We start from the raw sequence: 18,350 nt of genomic DNA, 5'->3' as shown, positions 1-18,350 counted from the left end.
CGCCGCTCTTGAAGGCCACAGATCAGATCGCTGACCAGAACCCCTGCAGAGCTGCGGCTCCCTTGTCCGGATCCTGGACCATCCACCAATGACCGAGTCCTGGGAGCAGCGCGACCTTGGCTCCGGCTTGTTCTGCGGCCCAACGCGCGCGCTCCTCACCGCCGGTGTACTGATCTTCGGTTGGGATGATCACCAGGCCCGGGCGGGCGGCGGCGTCCTTGAGACGCTCGCCCAGTTGGGCCATCTGCGGCTGGGCGGCTGATCGGTAAAGCGCGAGGATGCAGCGGCCCATGGTCTCGTCGTTGCCTTCCGCAACGGCCGCGGCGACCGGACCGGTCATACCGAGCGATTCGAACATTGCGGCCCGGTCTTCAGCGGGGAGCGAAACTATCGCCGCTACCGCGTCCTCGCCGGCGCCAGGGGTCTGCCACGTCTGGGCCATGTCGTGCCAGACATAGTCCGGCGCCAGGCATCCGGCGATGTCCATCGCCCAGGAGCGGATGAGGTCCGGGCGGTCCATCGCGACCCGTATGACGTGACCCCCGCCCCAGTCGTGCCCGACCAGATCGACCGGCCCGCCCATTCCTTCGAGCTCTGAAACCAGCCAGGCCGCGTACTCGTCGGCCGTCGCGGTGAAGCCCTCGGGGACCGGAGCACCAAAACCTGGTGGCGAGAGAGCCACCACGTCGGTTCGGGCGAGGGACGACCGGAGTGGTCCCCAGATGTCTGCCGTCTCGGGATTGCCGTGTACCAGGACTACGCGTGCCAGCGGAATCACCTCCGTCTTTGACCGATCGCAAAGAACTGCCGCAAGAACTTACGCGTTACCACCCCTTGATCCGCCTCACTCATCTGTGTAGCATACTCAGTATGCTGCTCAGTGGGTTGGTTCGATGAGCTTGGTTCGATGAGCATCCGCCACGCCTTGCTGGCGCTGTTGAGCGAGGGCCCCAAGTACGGGCTTCAGCTGCGCCAGGAATTCGAGGCTCGCACCGGCGAGGTCTGGCCGCTCAACGTCGGTCAGGTGTACACGACCCTTCAACGGCTCGAGCGTGCCGGTCTGGTCGAGTCCGACGACGGACCAGAAGACGGCCCCCAGAAGGGCTTCCGGATCACGCCGGAAGGCGAGGAGGAACTCGCCGCCTGGTTGCGCACACCGCCGGACCTGTCTTTGCCGCCTCGTGACGAGCTGGTGATCAAGATCTTGATCGCCGCCCGGCTGCCAGACGTTGACGTGCACGAGGTGGTGCAGGCTCACCGGCGGTATCTGGTCCAGCTGATGCAGGAGTGGACTCGGCTCAAGGAGTACGCGGCCGATCGAGATCTCGAGTTCGCTCTCGTCGTGGACGCAGAGCTGTTCCGGCTCGACTCGGTCGTCCGGTGGTTGGACGCGGCTGACGGGCGGATCAAGCGAGCCGCGCTGGAACCGCCTGGCTCGCAGCCGTCACGTTTGCCGAGGTTGCCAAAGAAAGTGGGGGTGCGGCCATGAGCGCGCTGGAGTTGAGACGGGTTTCGAAGGTCTACGGCGAAGGCCCGACCGAAGTGCACGCCCTCAGCAGCATCGACCTGGTGGTGGACCGGGGCGAGCTCGTTGCGGTCATGGGACCCAGCGGATCTGGAAAGAGCACGCTGCTCACCATCGCCGGCACCCTCGAACAACCGACCGCTGGTGAAGTCTTCGTCGGAGATGAACTCGTATCGGAGATGTCGCGCAACGGGCGGGCCCAGCTGCGCCGGCGGTCGATCGGCTACGTGTTCCAGGACTTCAACCTGCTCGCCGGACTGACTGCAGTCGAAAACGTTTCACTGCCGCTCGAGCTCGACGGCACCGGCGCCAAGTCCGCTCGAACCGCAGGATTGGCCGCGCTCGAAGAGCTTGGGCTTGCCGATCGGGCATCCCGGTTTCCCGACGAGCTGTCCGGCGGCGAGCGTCAGCGGGTCGCGATCGCGCGGGCCGTCGTCGGCGAACGCCACCTGCTGCTGGCCGACGAACCGTCGGGCGCGCTGGATTCGGCGAACGGGGAGGCGGTCATGCGCCTCATCCGGATGGCGTGCCAGAGGGGAGTGGCCGGAGTAGTGGTCACCCACGACGCGCAGCTGGCATCCTGGGCGGACCGCGTCATCTTTCTGCGCGACGGGCGAATAGCCGACCAAACGTCCCCGCCGTCCGGGCCGGAATCTCTTCTCGCTCCAGCGCAGAACCCATGAGCACCGCGATCCTGGAGCGCCCGGTCGCGCCGGCGGCTCGTGGCGGCGGAGCTCCCGCCCGACGGGCGATCAGGCGCTGGGCGTGGCGGCTGTTCAGGCGGGAATGGCGCCAGCAGGTGCTCGTTCTGGCTCTACTAATAGTCGCCGTCGCAGGCACCGTCATCGGGCTCGGGGTCGCGTCCAACGCCGACCAACTGAAGAACAACCCTCAGTACGGCAAGGCGAACACCATCATCGACCTACCCGGATCCGACCCTCTGCTCACCGCCGACATCGACGCCATACAAAGCCGGTTCGGCACCGTGGACGTGATCGCCCACCAGAGCGTCCCTATACCGGGGTCGGTATCCAGCATCGACTTGCGGGCGATGAATCCGCACGGTCCGTACGACAGCGTGACCATCCGGCTCGACAGCGGACACTTCCCCAACGGTCCGGGCGAGGCAGCGATCACGAGCGATGTTGCCGTGCTGCTCGGCCTGCACATCGGGGACACCTGGGTGGAGGGCAACCAGACCCTTCGGGTGGTAGGAGTCGTCGAGAACCCCCTGAATTTCCGGGATCAGTTCGTGCTTGTCTCTCCGGGACAAATCACATCGCCGGACCGGATCTCGGTCCTCCTCAATGCAAGCCAGGGAGGCTTGCAGTCGGTGCATCTACCGAGCAGAAACGGCCTAACCGTCATGTCGCGAGGTCACGACAACAAGACGGCAGCCGAAACGCTGGTGCTCGTTTTAGGGACGCTAGGTCTGCTGTTCGTGGGATTGATGGCGGTCGCCGGGTTCACCGTGATGGCGCATCGAAGGTTGCGTTCGGTGGGCATGCTCGGGGCCTTAGGCGCAACCGACAGGAACGTCCGCGGCGTGATGCTCGCCAACGGCGCCGCGGTGGGCGTCACTGCCGCGGTGGTCGGGACGATCGTCGGGCTGGCAGGTTGGCTGGCGTTCGTGCCGACGCTGGAGTCGATCACCGGTCACCGGATCGCCCGGTTCTCGCTGCCATGGTGGGGGATAGCCGCAGCGATGATCCTCACTTTCATCACGGCGGTCGCTGCTGCATGGTGGCCGGCGCGAGCGGTGTCGCGCATAAGTGTCGTCGCGGCCCTATCCGGTCGGCCGCCTCGGCCTCAGCCGGCGCACCGTTTCGCCGCGCTCGGTGGAGTCCTTTTGTCGTCCGGCCTGGTTCTGCTCGCGTTCGCAGACCAACACCGTGCCGGTTTCATCATTTTCGGCACTCTCGGGACTGCGATCGGGTTGCTGTTTCTTTCGCCACTGGCGATACAGGCCATCAGTGCAGTCGCGCGACACGCTTCGGTTTCCGTGCGGCTGGCGCTTCGCGATCTTTCCCGTTACCAAGCCCGCTCGGGAGCTGCGCTCGGTGCCATCACGCTCGCGATAGGCATCGCTGCCACCATCGTCGTCAGCTCCGCCGCGGTCCAGAATCCCTCCGCCCCAGGAAACCTTTCGTCGCATCAGATGATGCTGTACTTCACGCCCGGCGGAGCCGGAGACCCTGTGCCGTCTCTTACCGCCGATCAGCTACAAGCGCTCAATACGTCGGTCAACCAACTGGCGGAAGCTATTCATGCCAACGTCGCATTGCCTCTCGAGCAGGCCTACGACCCCCGAACCCAGACCATCCCGATCCAGACCGACCATGTCGTTTGCACCGGCGCCGCGTGTGCCGGCGAGACGCAACACGACGGCTACCCGACTGCGATATTGGCCCAGGTGACCACCGGGGCGCGCGGCGAAGACGTGTCGTTCGTTCTGCCGCTTTACGTCGCCACTCCCGCACTGCTCTCTCACTATGGGATCAGAGAGGATCAGATCAGCGCCGACACCGAGATTCTCTCGTCGCGGACGGACCTCACCCGGCTGCAGATCTTCGCCCCCGAGTTCACCAACTTCTCCAAGGCCAGGGGGCCAGACAACTCGCAACGGATCTCACACCCGGCGATCCAGCATTTCAACCAACTTCCGAAGCTGAGCTCGGCTCCGACGACGCTCATCACTCCCCGAGCCGTCCAGCGGTCGGGACTGCAGCCAATTCCGTCCGGATGGCTGATCGAGACCGACCATCCGCTCACAGCGGGGCAGATAAGCACCGCCCGCCGGCTGGCCGCCAGCGCCGGCCTCTTCATGGAGACGAGGCACGCTCAGAACTCCCTGGCTTCGCTGCGGAATTGGTCCACCACCGCGGGCATACTGCTGGCGCTAGGCGTTCTCGCCATGACTGTCGGGCTGATCCGCAGCGAGACGGCAAACGACCTTCGCACCCTCGCCGCCACCGGAGCCAGCAACAAGACGCGCCGGAACCTGACCGGCGCAACCGCCGGCGCGCTGGCCCTCCTCGGCGCGGTCCTCGGCACCACCGGCGCGTACGCGGCTTTACTCGTCTGGTACCACAGGGATCTCCACCCGCTCACTCATGTCCCGACCGGCAACCTGATCGTCATCCTGGTGGGGCTTCCGTTGGTGGCAGTGCTCGGTGGATGGCTCCTAGCCGGGAGGGAACCGCCCGTCATCAGCCGTCGACCTCTCGAATAGGTCGCTAGCGGGTGACAGTCTTCAATTCGTCCAGCGAGTCGTGGACGAGATCGGCGAAGTCGCGCTTGTTGCCCTTGTGGATCCAGCGTTCGAAGGCGACCTTGAACACCGCGATGCCTGCCTCCGCGGCGAGACTTGCCCCGGGCTCGTTGACTCCGCGACGACGTAAAGCCTCGGCGGTCGCGGCCGCGAGCGTCGCCATCTTGATCAGCTCGCGTTCTCGAAGCTCCGGAGTAGAAGCAATGACGGCCTGACGCTTCCGGGAAAAGTCAACGTCCCGGAACACCGCTGCTGTGGCTTCCAAACCAGCAGCGACCGCATCGATCGGGGAGGCAGCCGCAGGTGCGTCGTTGACAGCACCGACGATCAGATCCTGCAATGCGCTCGACCCCCAGAACAGGACCTCGCGCTTGTCTGCGAAGTGGCGGAAGAACGTGCGCTCGGTGAGCCCCGCCCGGTTGGCGATCTCCGCAACCGTCGTGTCGTCGAACCCGCGCTCGAGGTAGAGCTCCATCGCGGCTTCCCTGAGCCGTTGCTGCGCGTTCGGTTCCCACCGGGACACAGGGCCAAAATACCTGATGACAGCGACTGACATCGTATGGCTAGGGTGATGTCAGTCCCTGACGTCGAGTCCGCCCAGCCGGGCGCAGCCCGGGGCCGGCAAGAGGACCGGCAGCAGGACCGGCAGCAGGAACCTGCAAGAGGACCTGCAATAAAACTGGAGGTGTGGTCATGCGCGTATTCGTCACCGGCGCGTCCGGGTTCATCGGCTCGGCAGTCGTTCCGGAACTGATCGGCGCCGGTCATCAAGTTGTGGGGCTAGCTCGCTCCGACGACTCGGCCAAGGCGATCGACGCCGCAGGAGCAGAGGTGCTGCGTGGTTCGCTCGAGGATCTCGACAGCCTGCGCAAGGGAGCATCCGAATCGGATGGGGTCATCCACTTGGCCTTCATCCACGACTTCACCAACTTCGAAGTGTCGGTTCGGACCGATCTGCAGGCAATCGGAGCCATCGGTGCGGTGATCGAAGGCACCGGACGGCCGTTCTTCATTGCGTCAGGGGTGGCGACTGTCGCAGAGGATCGGCCGGCGACCGAGCACGACGCGGCTCGTGCCGATTTTCCTCGCTCTCCCGCTGCGGAGATGACACTCGCGCTCGCCGGCAGCGGCGTGCGTTCCGGAGTCGTCCGGCTCCCGCCGACTGTCCACGGAGAAGGTGATCAGGGCTTCGTCTCGAGGCTCGTTGATATCGCCCGCGAAAAAGGCGTCTCCGGTTATGTCGCCGACGGCTCGAACCGTTGGCCGGCCGTGCACCGCGTCGACGCGGCGGTACTTTTTCGCAAGGCACTGGAGGATGCACCGGCAGGATCGGCCCTGCACGCGGTCGCCGACGAGGGCGTACCGGCGCGAACAATCGCGGAGGTGATCGGGCGGCATCTCGATCTCCCTGTCGCCTCTATACCGCGGGAGGCTGCGGCCGAGCACTTCGGTTGGTTGGGACTAATCTTCGCGGCCGACCTTCCGACGACGAGCGAAGTGACCCGCAAGCTCCTCGACTGGGAGCCGGCACAGCCGGGTCTGGTCGACGACATGGAGGAGGGGCATTACTTCGCGTGAAGCAACTTGGCATAGCCTTCGCGCGTGCCCGAACGCAGCGAGGAGGCGTTGCGTTCAGAGGTGAGGGAGTGGGTGACCAGCAGCTGGGACCCATCGCTGTCGCTCCGCGAATGGCGGACCCGTCTCGTCGACTCAGGGTGGGCGGTTCCTTCGTGGCCGCAACGCTGGTACGGGAGGGGACTGCCCGCGTGGGCCGACGAGGTGGTGCGCCGCGAGATCCATCGTTGCGGTGCGGTATCGACGGTCCCGGCGGGTCTTGCCGGCCCGACCATCCTTGAACAGGGCCCAGACCACGTCCGCGAGCGTTTCCTACGACCACTTCTCACCGGTGAGGAGGTTTGGTGCCAGCTGTTCAGCGAGCCGGCTGCGGGCTCGGATCTCGCCGGGCTGATCACCACCGCCGTTCTCGACGGGGACGAGTGGGTGGTCAACGGCCAGAAGGTCTGGAACACCAGCGCCCACCACGCCGATCTCGGGATGCTCGTTGCCCGCACCAACTGGGACGTCCCGAAGCACCAGGGCATCACGTATTTCGTACTGCCGATGAAGCAGCCGGGCGTCGAGGTTCGCCCCCTGAGACAGATGAACTACCACGCCTCGTTCAACGAGGTGTTCCTAACCGACGCGAGGATCCCGCGCGGCTGGGTTGTGGGGGAGGTCAACAAGGGCTGGACTGCCGCGCTCGCGACCCTCGCCCACGAAAGGCACTTCGGTGCTTTCGGGACCTCGATGCTCGACGGGGTGGACCCGGGACCTGCGCTGGACGAGGCGGTCGAAGAAGCCGCCGAACGTGCGAGGGTCTACTCCTGGTACCCGCAGCGCGCCGGGCGGGTCGACCTCGTCGTCGAACACGCGCGGTCGAGGAACGTCGATCGCGATCCGATCATCCGGCAGGAGGTCGCCCGCCTGATGGCGATGCACCGCGCCAGCCAGTGGACCGCCGACCGGGCGAGGGCATCGCGCGCGCTGGGACGTCCCCCGGGTCCGGAGGGATCGATCGGAAAGCTCGCCCTCAGCAACGTGGCGCGTCAAGCCGCCAAGGTGCACGCAATGATCGGTGGCGCCCAGGCGATGCTCGCCGGCCAGGACCCGCATGGCTCCCTGAACGGGCTGCTCGCCGAGATCCTCATCTCCGTGCCAGCCCAGTCGATCGCTGGCGGAACCGACGAGATCCAGAAGAACATCATCGGCGAACGCTCGCTCGGCCTTCCGCGCGAGCCGGACGCGTCGAAGGACGTTCCCTATCGCGAGGCACGCAACCGCTGACCGGACCCCTGGTTTAGAACTACCTTCGGGACATACGGTCCGGCTAGCGGCGTGACTCCGTGCGCGGCACGGGCGATTGCTCGCCTTCGACGCCGAAGCGGGTGAGGTTGGTCAAGTAGTCGATGAGCCTGTCGCGCGGAATGGCCGGGTCCGCAGCCCAGTGCGCGCCGGCCATGTGCACCATGCCGACGATCCCGTATGCCCAGGTCTCCGCCGGACCGGCGTCGACCCTTGCTTCTCGCAGGCCTTCGCCAACGGCGCGCGCCAGGGCAGCTGCGACTCGGTCGACAACGCTGCGGACCGCGGGCCCCCCGACGGCAGCGTGGTGGGAGAAGAATCCGTACAACGCCGGGTCCTCCTCGATGAACGCCACATAGCAGTCGATCGCCTGGCGGGTACGAACGCCCGGTGGTTCGTCGCTCAGGATGATCTTCTCTAGCCGGGCTAGGAGCTCGTCGGCGAAGCAGTCCGCCACCGCGGTGATCAGCCCGTCGCGGTCGCCGAAGTAGCGGTACAGGATCGGCTTGGTGATCCCCGCCTCGGCGGCCATCGCGTCCATCGACGCCTCCGGCCCGAGGCGGCGGATCGCGTCCGTCGCGGCGCGGACCAGGACCTCGCGGCGGGCCTCCCGCTTGGCGGCGAGCGAGGCATGGTACTCGGTCCGGGGGCTCCGGCGGGTATGACGTCTTACAGGCACATTTGCATTATAGGTGTAACGAGCAGTAACATTACTGATGGTAACACCATGGACCTGATTCCCCCGGAGGTCGACATGAGCCAGACGACCATTGCCCGCAGCCCCCAACCGAGCGCGGCAGCCTCGAGCGAGGAGATCAGGCGCCAGCTCCCCGGTTCGGAGGCGGTGCCGACCCGGCCGATGGATTTCGACAGCTGGATCGCCGATCTGCCCAAGCACTTCGCGGTGGACGGCGACATCGTGATGTCGCACATCCTCGCCGTGCTGTCGTCGGTGTTCCCCGACGGAGAGGACTACTTCGTGCGGTCGGTCCGCGCCGCGGCCGACGAGATCACCGACCCGAAGCTCGCCAAGGACGTCGAGGGTTTCATCGGCCAGGAGTCGATGCACGGCCGCGAGCACCGGGTCCTCAACGACAAGCTCGCCGAGCTCGGCTACCCCACGCACCAGATCGGCCACTACGTCAGGGTCATGACCGCGTTTCGCGAGAAGTTCCAGGGCAAGAAGACCAACCTCGCGTTCACCGCGGCGCTCGAGCACTACACCGCTTCACTCGCCGAGAACCTTCTCAGTCACGAGGAGGCGCGCCAGGAGATCGGCCATCCCGGGTTTCGATACCTGCTGATTTGGCACGCGCTCGAGGAGTCCGAGCACAAGGCGGTCGCCTTCGACGTCTACCGCACGGTCGGTGGAACCGAGCTGATGCGACAAGTGACGATGTGGTTGACCCACCTCACCTTCGTTCTGGAAACCGGGACCTGGGCGGCCATCTCCCTTGCACGCGATCCCTACGCCAGGCGCCACCCGCTCGACGTGGCGAAGAGCCTGTGGCGGCTCCGGAAGTCACCGTTCACCACCAAGGAAGCCAACCGCCACCTCTTCCAGTACCACCGAATCGGATTCCACCCGAACGACCGGGACACCACGGAACTGGTCGCGGCGTGGCGCGAGAAGCTATTCGGCTCGGACGGAGAGCTCATAGAGGTGCTCTCCCGAGCCTAGGCCGGTTACCGTTGGGGCCTGGATGACCCTGACGAGCTCGTATGCGCACGGTTTGAGCGACACGCCATTGCTGGGCGAGACGATCGGTGCCAACCTGACCGCCACCGCGTCGAGGCTTCCCGATCATGAAGCGCTGGTTGATTTTCCGTCGGGGCGCCGCTGGACGTACGCAGAGCTGCTCGACTGGTCGCAGAGGATCGCCAACGGGTTGTTGTCGAAAGGGGTGGAAAAAGGTGACCGGGTCGGCATCTGGTCCCCCAACTGCCCCGAGTGGGTGGCGGTTCAGTACGGAACTGCGCTGATCGGCGCGATCCTCGTCAACATCAACCCGGCCTACCGCGTTTCGGAGCTGGAGTACGTGCTCAATCAGTCGGGGACGAAGCTCCTGGTCAGCGCGACGCAGCACAAGACCAGCGACTACCGATCGATGGTCGAATCGGTACGTCCGAACATCGGGTCGATGCGAGAGGTTGTCTTCATCGGTGAACCATCGTGGGACGAGCTCGAGTCCGCGGGGTCGGGCATCGATGTCGCTGCTCTCGAGCAACTGGGCGCGTCGCTGAGCTTCGATGATCCGATCAACATCCAGTACACCTCCGGTACTACCGGGTTCCCCAAGGGCGCGACCCTCACGCACCAGAACATCCTCAACAACGCCCTCTTCGTCGGAGAGTTGCTCGGGTACAGCGAAGCTGACCGGGTGTGCCTGCCCGTGCCCTTCTACCACTGCTTCGGGATGGTCATGGGCAATCTCGGGTCGACGACGCACGGGTCGACGATCGTCATTCCCGCGCCGTTGTTCGATCCTGCGGCGACGCTGGCGGCGATCGAGTCCGAGCGGTGCACCTCCTTGTATGGGGTGCCGACCATGTTCATTGCCGAGCTCGGGGTCGAGGACTTCGGCCGGTATGACCTGACGTCCTTGCGGACCGGCTTGATGGCCGGCTCTCCCTGCCCGGTGGAGATCATGAAGCGGGTCCAGAACGAGATGCACATGAGCGAAGTGGGGATCGCCTACGGAATGACCGAGACATCGCCGGTCTCCACCCAGACCCGGGCCGACGACGATCTCGACAGGCGCACCGCAACGGTCGGCCGGGTTATGCCGCACGTCGAGATCAAGATCATTGACCCCGACACCGGTCGGATCGTTCCGGTCGGTAGCCCGGGGGAGCTGTGCACGCGCGGCTACTCGGTGATGCTCGGGTACTGGAACGAGCCGGACAAGACAGCGGAAGCGATCGACGCGGCGCGGTGGATGCACACCGGTGACCTAGGCGTGATGCGCGAGGACGGCTACGTCAACATCGTCGGGCGCATCAAGGACCTGGTTATCCGCGGCGGCGAAAACATCTACCCCCGCGAAGTCGAAGAGTTCCTCTACGGACATCCCGACATCGAAGACGTGGCCGTGGTCGGCGTGCCCGACGAGCGCTACGGCGAGGAGCTCATGGCGTGGATCCGCCTGCGCAAGGGCGCCGACTTGCTGGAGGCTGATGCCGTGCGTTCCTTCTGCGAGGGTCGGATCGCTCGCCACAAGATCCCGCGGTACGTGCACATCGCCGGCGAGTTTCCGATGACCGTCACGGGCAAGGTCCGCAAGGTCGAGATGCGCGAGGAGAGCATCAAGTTCCTCGGATTGGAGTCAGCCGCAAGCATCGAAACTGCTTAGGACAAGTACTCCTCGTCGGTTACGTGCTGGCCCCAGTTGGATTCGGCCATGTCGGGTGACGCCGGGGCTTCGGTGATCGACAGATGGGTCATGAATTGCCCCGGCGCCGAGCCGTGCCAGTGCCATTCGTCAGGTCGCGTGAATACCGTGTCCCCCGGGCGGATCGTCAGGGCGGCCTCGCCCCGCGACTGCACCCGGCCGACCCCTTCGGTCACGTAGAGGGTCTGGCCGGTGGCGTGGGAGTGCCATGCGGTACGGGCTCCGGGCGCGAAATGGACCGCAATGACCCGGACCCGTGATGGCTCTTCCCCGCGGAAGATGCTGTCGATCCAGACGTCCCCGGTGAACCAGTCGGTTGGGCCCTTGATGGTTGGAAGACTCGGAACCTGTTCCACGCTCGCTGGAGGATAGTCACGACCCGGGAAACCGACGGGTTCGAAGCCGGCGTTCGGGTGTCACGCTTCACCTATGCCCATGGCACGCCTGGGCCGATTGGTCGGGCGCGGTCGTGCCCTGGAGATCCTGCTCGGGGGTGACGACATCCCGGCAAGCCTCGCGGCCGAGTACGGATACGTGAACCGGGCGGCCCGGTACTTGGCTGGGCAGGAAGCCCGCTGTCGTGAGTTGGGTAAGTCTCAGTCAGTCAGTCACTCAGTCAGAGCAGGGGCACCGCCTTACTGGCGAGGACCTCACTGCCCATCATGTTCTCGATGGCGACGAAGTAGTTGCCGTTCATTTCCATCCCGTTCAGATGGCCGTTGCCGATTCCCTGGCCGTTGAGGGTGATCGCCACCATGTTCGTGCTCATGCAGCTGCTCGAACCCGGTTGGACAACGAAGGCCATCACTGTCTGCCCTGCGAGCGCCGCGTCGACAATGTGAACCTCGCCCTGAACGGCGCTTGTCCCGGGCACTGGTGCGCCGGTCTTGTTGAGGATCGCCCACCCATCGCTGGAAGACCCGCCGCCCTGTTGACATCCCATGCCGCTTGACGGCGTGGAGAGAGTGCTCTTTTGAGCACCGTTGCCGCCGGACGTTCGAGCCAGCGCTGGTCCAGCTGCAAAGACGAGCAGGCCCGCCGCTGGGGCGAGCCAGAGCACGCTACGTCGCAATGCACCTACCTCCCGTTCGTAGTTATGTCTGATGACTCCGCTGGCAATTCCGCGGTTTTAACCCCCGGTGAGACCCACACGGCTGGGCCAGTGCTTACCCAGTCATTCGAAGATTTCAAACTTTCCGGGCAAACCGGACAAGCTGCCCTCGTCACGAGGTGTTGGGTGATGGGCATGACAGGAACGATTCCAACAGGGCGGGTTCGCTCATCGATGCCGATGGTCGGCGGGATGGATGGGTGCGCCGGCGGTTGGGTACTGGTCACGGCTCCAGCCGAGGGTCAGTGTGAAACCGTGGTCCAGGTAGTTCCCAACCTCCACCCAGTGGCCGCCATGGTCAAAAGCGACGAGCTCGCGGCCGTCGGCATCGACATCCCCATCGGGCTTTCCGATACGTATCCACGTGCATGCGACGTAGAGGCGAGGAAGAAGCTCGGCCCTCGGGCCAGCTCGGTGTTCCCGGCTCCCATCCGTGCCGTACTGCACGCGATCACGTATGAGGAGGCCGCCGCTCTGAGCGTCGCGGCATGCGGGAAGAGCCTGCCCAAGCAGCTGTTCAACATCCTCGCGAAGATCGCTGAAGTCGATTCGGTCATCAGTCCCGAGTTGCAGAACAGTGTCTTCGAGGTCCACCCCGAAGTCAGCTTCTGGGCGATGGCCGGCCGGCCGATGGCCTACTACAAGCGGACGCCACAAGGACGCGACGAGCGCCTCGCGCTGCTCAGGAAGGAGTTCTCGGATTTGGATCGCGGGATCTCTTCACGTCCACCGAAGTGCTCGGTCGATGACGTCCTGGACGCGTACGCCGCAGCCTGGACTGCCAGGCGCCGGCTGGCAGGCACAAGTGTGCGCCTTGGCGGCGACGTGGACACTCGCGGCCTGCGGATGGAGGTAATCGCCTAGCCGCTAGTCCGAGGTGCGAACGTCTGGGTGACGGGTTTCCTCTCGCTCGCTACCGTTATCGCTGGAAGCGAGGAAGGAGAACCCGCTGATGTACGAAACCATCCTCACCGAGGACAAGGACGGGGTAGCGACGATCACCCTTAACCGTCCGGACCGGCTGAACGCCTACACGGCAAGGCTCGGACTCGAGCTGCGACACGCGATCGTCTCCTTCGATCACCGCGAGGACATCCGTGCCATCGTCGTCACTGGCGCGGGGCGCGCCTTCTGTGCGGGGGCGGATCTCGAGTCAGGTGCCGACACCTTCAGCGGGCGATCCGTCACGGGAGGCTCGGCGACCGAGCTGGAAACCGACGACAAGCGCCCTTACTGGGAGATGAACACACCGATCATCGCTGCCATCAACGGGCCTGCTGTCGGGGTCGGCTTGACCATGCCGATGGAATGGGACATCCGCATTGCCGCCGAAGACGCCAAGCTCGGTTTCGTGTTCAACCGGCGCGGCGTGATGCCCGAACTCGCGTCGAACTGGATCGTGCCGAGGATAGTGGGCGTGTCGCGCGGCTTGGAGCTGTTGATGACGGGCAAGATCATCAGGGGACGCGAGGCGGCAGCGATGGGCCTGGTGTCCGCGGCCGTCCCCGCTGAGCAGGTGCTGTCCACGTCGCTGGATCTCGCTCACGACATCGCGACCAATGTCGCACCGGTGTCGGCCGCCATAGTCAAGAGGCTCGTATACGCCAACCTGGCCGAACCAGACCGGCGGGCTGCTCAGCAGCGCGAGGGCAGGCTGTTCTCCTGGACCACCCAGCAGCCCGACTCGCGTGAGGGGCCGTTGGCATTCGTTGAGAAGCGTGACCCGCAGTGGAAGCTGTCGAAGAACGCCGACTTCCCGAAGGAGCTGTTCTCCCAGGTCTGATCAACCTGTAGCGAAGTCAGAAGGCGGGGGCAGGCACCGACGCGGGGACGACCGACACAGGGAGGGCACCCATCCGCGGAATGCCCGTATACCTGTCGTACTCGACGTCGGTCCTCAAGAGGCGGTTGGTGTTCGCCCCGTCGACGCGGGGGTTCTCGTCCTCGCCGGGGTTGCCACCAAAGTTGTGACTCATCGAGACGACTCCGGGTCGCAGGTTGCGGTCTTCCTCGGCGATGGTGATGATCGCGTCGTATTCGGAACGGACCTCCACCGCATCGCCCGCTGCGATACCGAGCCGCGCCAGGTCGCCGGGGTGCATGAATGCAGGGTTGTAGCTGCGACCTCGCATGAGACCCGGCAGAGTACGGCCCGTGGAATTGATGACTCGATTCTCACGACGCGGCGTGAAGAGAAACGGTCGCTCGTCGGTCAGTTGCACGGTCTGGCTCCGGTCCCGAATCTCGCCAAGTTCGGCGAGCATGTCGGCATTGCCCACATCGAGGCGATCTTCGCAGTCGGGGTCACCGGGTTCGACCCGCAGGTCGACAAGTTCTTCGAAGACGTGACCGTGAGGGTGCCGCTTCACCTCTTCCAACGAAACGTGGGAACCACGACACATGATCTCGTACAGATCGTCAGTAGTCGGCTCGTTCTCCATGTCGAGCGGTATCACCTCGATCGGTGCCTCGAGGTGTGCCCCGATGCGACCGAAAACATTGACCATGTTGAGAGACACTCCTAGGCGCTGTCCCAAGCGGTAGTACAACTGCCAGTCCTCGATGAGGTCGGCGCCGGCCGGCGGGTCGACCAGCGCGGGCGTGTACTGGGCGTAGGGCGCGCGGAAGCCGTAGCCGGGATGGAAGTACTTGATGTACTCGGTGATCTGCGTGATGCTCGGCGTTTCGAGGGTCATCTTGGTCGCGACCACGTAGTCGGCCATTCGAGCCATCGGGGAATACTCCACGTCGGTCGTGACCAGCAGTTCAAGCGACTGCATGGCCTCACTGGTTCGGCGCTGGTCGGGCCACGCCATCATCGGGCTGCCGCCGACGTTGAGCAACGCGCGGATCTGCCCTTCCCCGGGGAGCAGGATCTCATCAGCCAACGCAGCAGTGGGAAGTCCGCCATTGGTCTGTTCAAGCCCGCGCACGCGCATCTTGTGGCCAAAACCCAAGGCTCGATAAGGCCCGCGCGCTTGAGCCTTCGCGCGGTTGGGGGGCATCAGAACGTTGGGGCGCTCGATCCGATCGCCTTCACGGGCCCACCAACCTCGAAGCGACATAAGGCACAACAGCAGATACGACACCACACTCGTGCAGCTCGTCATGCTGATCCCGGTGCCCCCACCTGCGCCGCCGCGCCGAGCGGTGCCGAGGGTTCGCGCCGCTTCGAGCAGGTCGTCGATCGGGATGTCCGCCTGCCGGGCGACGAACTCGGGAGTGAATGGCGAGACCGCAGCCCTTAGCGACTCGACGCCACGGACATGATCTCGGACGAAATCCTCGTCGACGAGTCCGTCACGGAGGATGACGTGGAGGATCCCCGCCATCACGACGGCGTCCTGTCCCGGGCGGGCCTGGAGATGGACGTGGGACCATCGTGCCGTCTCGGTCCGCCGGGGGTCGATCACGATGACCTTGGTGCCCCGCTCGACCGCCCGGGCGAGACGCTTCGAAGGGTTCTCGGCGAGGAACTGCTTCGAGATCACTGGGTTGGTGCCGGCGAAAAGAAAGGCATCGACTTCGTCGAAGGGAGTCCGCCCACCCAGCCAGAGGCCATGGAATGCGTCGGCGATGCGAGTTCCGGGCTGGTCGATGGATGCGGCGGAGAAAATCATCTTGCTGCCGAGCGCGGTCAGTAACGCAGCGGCGATCGAGCCCATCGCGGGATAGGCGGAGCTCGAAGTCCCGATATAGATAGCGACCGAGTTGGGACCGTGTCGGTCGATGACATCACGTAGGCGGTCGGCAATCTCGTCGACTGCGTCCTCACTCGAGATTCGCTCGTGAGACCCGTCCGCACGGCGCCGGAGGCTGTGCAGCAACCTTCTCGGGTTCGCGTGCATCTCCGGCAGGGCTCGACCCTTGGGGCACGTGTAGCCCTCGAAGAGGGGCGCTTCGCGGTCGCCGTGAACCTCGACTGGCCGCCCTTCCGCGATGGTCACGACGATCGGGCACATCGCGGTGCAGAGCCGACAGGTACTGGTCTTCGTGATCGTCATACGACCTCACAGTTTGCCGTGTCCGGATTGTAGACAGCGTTGCGGTCCGGCGCCCCCGGCATCCAGCACGAAGCCGGCGCCGGGTCAGAAGGCAACTACTCGATCGGATTCGGCGATGAGGCGAGCCACGTCAGGTGGGACTCTCGCGAACGTGCGCGAGGACCATCTCCGTCGCGTCGCCTCCAACAACTACCCCTACATCCTGCCCGGCCTCCACCGACCCATTGGCCGCCAGGTGCAGAGGGATCGATGCCCGAGTGGGATCCGCCGAACCGGCGATGGCGAGGTCCAGCACCTTCATCAACAGAAACAATAATGTCGTTGGCCGGCTCGACTTGCCTAGAGACGCGCTCAGAATTAGTGCGCCGCTCCGTCTGCATTGACATGAAGCTCACCATTCAGACGTTCCTGACCCTCGACGGCGTGATGCAGGCCCCGGGGGGACCTGAAGAAGATCCCAGCGACGGTTTCACCCACGGCGGCTGGCAGGCCCAGTTCCCCGACCCCGCGGTCGGCGAGTTCGTCACCGAACTCAACAGCCACGCGAGTGCGTTCCTGCTCGGTCGTAGAACCTTCGACATCTTCCGCGGCTACTGGCCAGATCAGACTGACCCCGACAACCCCATCGCCACGGCGATCAACTCGTTGCCCAAGTATGTCGTGTCCAACTCGCTCAGAGAGGCGGATGCCACGTGGAGGGGCGACCACCCTGACACCGCTCGACTCGTGACCGGCGACGTCGTCGCGGCGGTGCGAGCGCTTAAGGACGAACCCGGCGACGAGCTGCAGATCTGGGGCAGCGGAAAAATGCTCCAGACGCTGTTGCAGTACGAGCTAGTCGACCGTTTCCGCCTGATGACGTTCCCGCTGGTGGTCGGCTCCGGTCGCAAATTGTTCAATGACGGCATCGTCCCGGCGACGATGCGGCCTGTCGAAGTCACTGTGACCGACCTTGGTGTCGTCATCGGCACCTACGAACCAGCCGGTCCGGTTCACCCCGGCCAGATGTAACCGGCTGGGCAACTCGACCGACGCGCAGTCGAAGAATCAACGAGGATGGGCACCGTGGATCCTCGAGACGAACCCTATTACCGGCAGGATCTGGCGCTGGTGCACCACCTGGGATTCGGATTTCACGCCGACTCGGTCGCGCCTGGAATCCTCAGCCTCCTCGAGCCGATTCTCGAGCGGAACGGTCTGGTAGTGGAGCTGGGTTGTGGCAGTGGGCTGCTGACTCGCCATCTGGTCGGTGCCGGACATCGGGTGATCGCAACCGACGCATCGCCCGTCATGCTGGCTCTTGCCCACGAGACAGCCCCTACTGTCGAACGATTCGCCCAACTTGTCCTCCCGGACGATCCCATACCGGCATCCGATGCAATCGTGTCCGTTGGCCATCCATTCAGCTACTTGCCCGACGAGGCGTCGATCGACCGCGCGTTCGTCGCGGCTGCAGAGGCGCTCCGTCCTGGTGGGCTGCTTATGGTTGACATTTGTGACCTCGAGTGGGGAACAGCCCGCCGGGACGCTGCAACTGCTGGGCGGGTGGGTGAGGACTGGGCGATCATCACCGAGTACTCGACGCCTTCCCCGAGCCGTTTCGTCAGACAGATGGCTGCGTTTGTCCGAAACGAGGACGGGTCGTGGCGGCGCGACGACGAACGGCACGACAACGTTCTCATTGATACCTCGCGCCTGCCGGGTCTGCTCGCCAGGCATCAGGTTGATGCCACCGTCACGACCTCATTCGGAGGCGAAACCCTGCCGGTCGGTCTCCGCGCGGTGATCGGCCGGCGACGAAACGTCGCCAAGTCGTGACGATCATCCGAGATCCTCGTCGTCGAGTGGAGCACGGACGTTGACTAGTCCACAAAATGGCCTTTGAGGACTATTCAGTATCAATAGCCATTCTGTCACGGTGATCCAATGCCGTGGTGGAGCTGGGCAATCATCGGATACGTCGGGTTGATCGTGCTGCTCGCGGCTGCCCTTATGACTGTGTCTGGCGTCATCGAGCTGCGGTCACGCCTCCGGTGCCGGCGGGTGGTCCGCGGGGCGGAGCGATTCCTCGCCGAAGCACTGTCGTCGGTCGGTAGCTCTTCAGTGCCTGGGTAGCAGAGCGCCCGGCGGAGCTCCCTCTGCGGTTAGTCGCAGCGGGCATCCAGCACGGTGGCGCCGTCGCCCC

The 18,350-nt window shown here is 64.9% G+C and carries 19 protein-coding genes; 12 read left to right on the top strand and 7 right to left on the bottom strand.

All coding sequences use genetic code 11. From position 1 onward, the window contains the following. Positions 1–22 precede the first annotated feature (22 nt). A complete protein-coding gene (locus tag VFZ97_18315; GenBank protein HEX6395395.1) occupies positions 23–778 on the bottom strand; it encodes an alpha/beta hydrolase in 756 nt (251 codons plus the stop codon). Positions 779–907: 129 nt separating this feature from the next. On the opposite strand from VFZ97_18315, the gene VFZ97_18310 reads away from it, so the two are divergent. From VFZ97_18310 to VFZ97_18300, 3 genes are read left to right on the top strand one after another with little or no spacing between them, the layout of a single operon-like run. Next, a complete protein-coding gene (locus tag VFZ97_18310; protein HEX6395394.1) occupies positions 908–1,489 on the top strand; it encodes a PadR family transcriptional regulator in 582 nt (193 codons plus the stop codon). Next, positions 1,486–2,208 carry an ABC transporter ATP-binding protein gene (locus VFZ97_18305; GenBank protein HEX6395393.1) on the top strand — a complete coding sequence of 241 codons (723 nt, stop codon included), beginning with the start codon at positions 1,486–1,488 and terminating at the stop codon, positions 2,206–2,208. The genes VFZ97_18310 and VFZ97_18305 overlap by 4 nt, the downstream gene beginning before the upstream one ends. After that, the gene (locus VFZ97_18300) at positions 2,205–4,757 is read left to right on the top strand and encodes an FtsX-like permease family protein (GenBank protein HEX6395392.1); all 2,553 of its coding nucleotides are present in this window, start codon (positions 2,205–2,207) and stop codon (positions 4,755–4,757) included. Before VFZ97_18305 ends, VFZ97_18300 begins: the two co-directional genes overlap by 4 nt. A 4-nt stretch (positions 4,758–4,761) precedes the next feature. Here the strand turns inward: VFZ97_18300 and VFZ97_18295 are convergent, their stop codons facing one another. Next, the gene (locus VFZ97_18295; protein HEX6395391.1) at positions 4,762–5,319 is read right to left on the bottom strand and encodes a TetR family transcriptional regulator; all 558 of its coding nucleotides are present in this window, start codon (positions 5,317–5,319) and stop codon (positions 4,762–4,764) included. A 170-nt stretch (positions 5,320–5,489) separates the two neighbouring features. Between VFZ97_18295 and VFZ97_18290 the strand changes: the two genes are divergently transcribed. Together VFZ97_18290 and VFZ97_18285 are read left to right on the top strand one after the other, a co-directional pair. Next, on the top strand, positions 5,490–6,374 hold the full coding sequence (locus VFZ97_18290) for an SDR family oxidoreductase (GenBank protein HEX6395390.1): 885 nt from the start codon (positions 5,490–5,492) through the stop codon (positions 6,372–6,374). Between the two features lie 24 nt (positions 6,375–6,398). Beyond that, positions 6,399–7,640, top strand: a complete 1,242-nt coding sequence (locus VFZ97_18285) for an acyl-CoA dehydrogenase family protein (GenBank protein ID HEX6395389.1) — start codon at positions 6,399–6,401, stop codon at positions 7,638–7,640. Positions 7,641–7,683: 43 nt separating this feature from the next. Here the strand turns inward: VFZ97_18285 and VFZ97_18280 are convergent, their stop codons facing one another. Beyond that, positions 7,684–8,337, bottom strand: a complete 654-nt coding sequence (locus tag VFZ97_18280; GenBank protein ID HEX6395388.1) for a TetR/AcrR family transcriptional regulator — start codon at positions 8,335–8,337, stop codon at positions 7,684–7,686. Positions 8,338–8,385: 48 nt separating this feature from the next. Here VFZ97_18280 and VFZ97_18275 point away from each other — a divergent pair, with 48 nt between their 5' ends. Together VFZ97_18275 and VFZ97_18270 are read left to right on the top strand one after the other, a co-directional pair. Further along, entirely contained in the window at positions 8,386–9,339 is a 954-nt protein-coding gene (locus VFZ97_18275) for a metal-dependent hydrolase (protein HEX6395387.1), read from the top strand. Between the two features lie 22 nt (positions 9,340–9,361). Continuing rightward, entirely contained in the window at positions 9,362–11,011 is a 1,650-nt protein-coding gene (locus VFZ97_18270; GenBank protein ID HEX6395386.1) for an AMP-binding protein, read from the top strand. Here the strand turns inward: VFZ97_18270 and VFZ97_18265 are convergent. Both VFZ97_18265 and VFZ97_18260 read right to left on the bottom strand, forming a co-directional pair. Continuing rightward, positions 11,008–11,406 carry a cupin domain-containing protein gene (locus VFZ97_18265; protein ID HEX6395385.1) on the bottom strand — a complete coding sequence of 133 codons (399 nt, stop codon included), beginning with the start codon at positions 11,404–11,406 and terminating at the stop codon, positions 11,008–11,010. The two genes, VFZ97_18270 and VFZ97_18265, sit on opposite strands and share 4 nt — an antisense overlap. 260 nt (positions 11,407–11,666) lie before the next feature. After that, complete coding sequence (locus VFZ97_18260) at positions 11,667–12,122, bottom strand: hypothetical protein (protein ID HEX6395384.1); 456 nt, start codon at positions 12,120–12,122, stop codon at positions 11,667–11,669. Positions 12,123–12,290: 168 nt separating this feature from the next. On the opposite strand from VFZ97_18260, the gene VFZ97_18255 reads away from it, so the two are divergent. Both VFZ97_18255 and VFZ97_18250 read left to right on the top strand, forming a co-directional pair. After that, positions 12,291–13,025: a DUF429 domain-containing protein gene (locus VFZ97_18255; GenBank protein ID HEX6395383.1), complete on the top strand. Its 735-nt coding sequence runs from the start codon at positions 12,291–12,293 to the stop codon at positions 13,023–13,025. An 88-nt stretch (positions 13,026–13,113) separates the two neighbouring features. Then, a complete protein-coding gene (locus VFZ97_18250; GenBank protein HEX6395382.1) occupies positions 13,114–13,944 on the top strand; it encodes an enoyl-CoA hydratase-related protein in 831 nt (276 codons plus the stop codon). 16 nt (positions 13,945–13,960) lie between these two features. Here VFZ97_18250 and VFZ97_18245 read toward each other — a convergent pair whose 3' ends face one another. Together VFZ97_18245 and VFZ97_18240 are read right to left on the bottom strand one after the other, a co-directional pair. Further along, entirely contained in the window at positions 13,961–16,165 is a 2,205-nt protein-coding gene (locus tag VFZ97_18245) for a molybdopterin-dependent oxidoreductase (GenBank protein HEX6395381.1), read from the bottom strand. 130 nt (positions 16,166–16,295) lie between these two features. Further along, on the bottom strand, positions 16,296–16,466 hold the full coding sequence (locus tag VFZ97_18240) for a hypothetical protein (GenBank protein HEX6395380.1): 171 nt from the start codon (positions 16,464–16,466) through the stop codon (positions 16,296–16,298). 83 nt (positions 16,467–16,549) lie between these two features. Between VFZ97_18240 and VFZ97_18235 the strand changes: the two genes are divergently transcribed. The 3 genes from VFZ97_18235 to VFZ97_18225 all read left to right on the top strand — a co-directional run bounded on the left by VFZ97_18235 (position 16,550) and on the right by VFZ97_18225 (position 18,280). Next, positions 16,550–17,176 (top strand): dihydrofolate reductase family protein, encoded by a 627-nt coding sequence (locus VFZ97_18235; GenBank protein HEX6395379.1) that lies wholly within the window; start codon positions 16,550–16,552, stop codon positions 17,174–17,176. A 54-nt stretch (positions 17,177–17,230) separates the two neighbouring features. Continuing rightward, complete coding sequence (locus VFZ97_18230) at positions 17,231–17,983, top strand: class I SAM-dependent methyltransferase (GenBank protein HEX6395378.1); 753 nt, start codon at positions 17,231–17,233, stop codon at positions 17,981–17,983. Positions 17,984–18,091: 108 nt separating this feature from the next. Next, entirely contained in the window at positions 18,092–18,280 is a 189-nt protein-coding gene (locus VFZ97_18225; GenBank protein HEX6395377.1) for a hypothetical protein, read from the top strand. The last annotated feature ends 70 nt before the right edge of the window (positions 18,281–18,350 follow it).

The organism is Acidimicrobiales bacterium (genome assembly GCA_036378675.1).
In the GTDB taxonomy this organism is placed as follows: Bacteria; Actinomycetota; Acidimicrobiia; order Acidimicrobiales; family Palsa-688; genus DASUWA01.
Note: the sequence above shows the minus strand (reverse complement) of the source record. Positions and strands in the feature narration are given on the sequence as shown.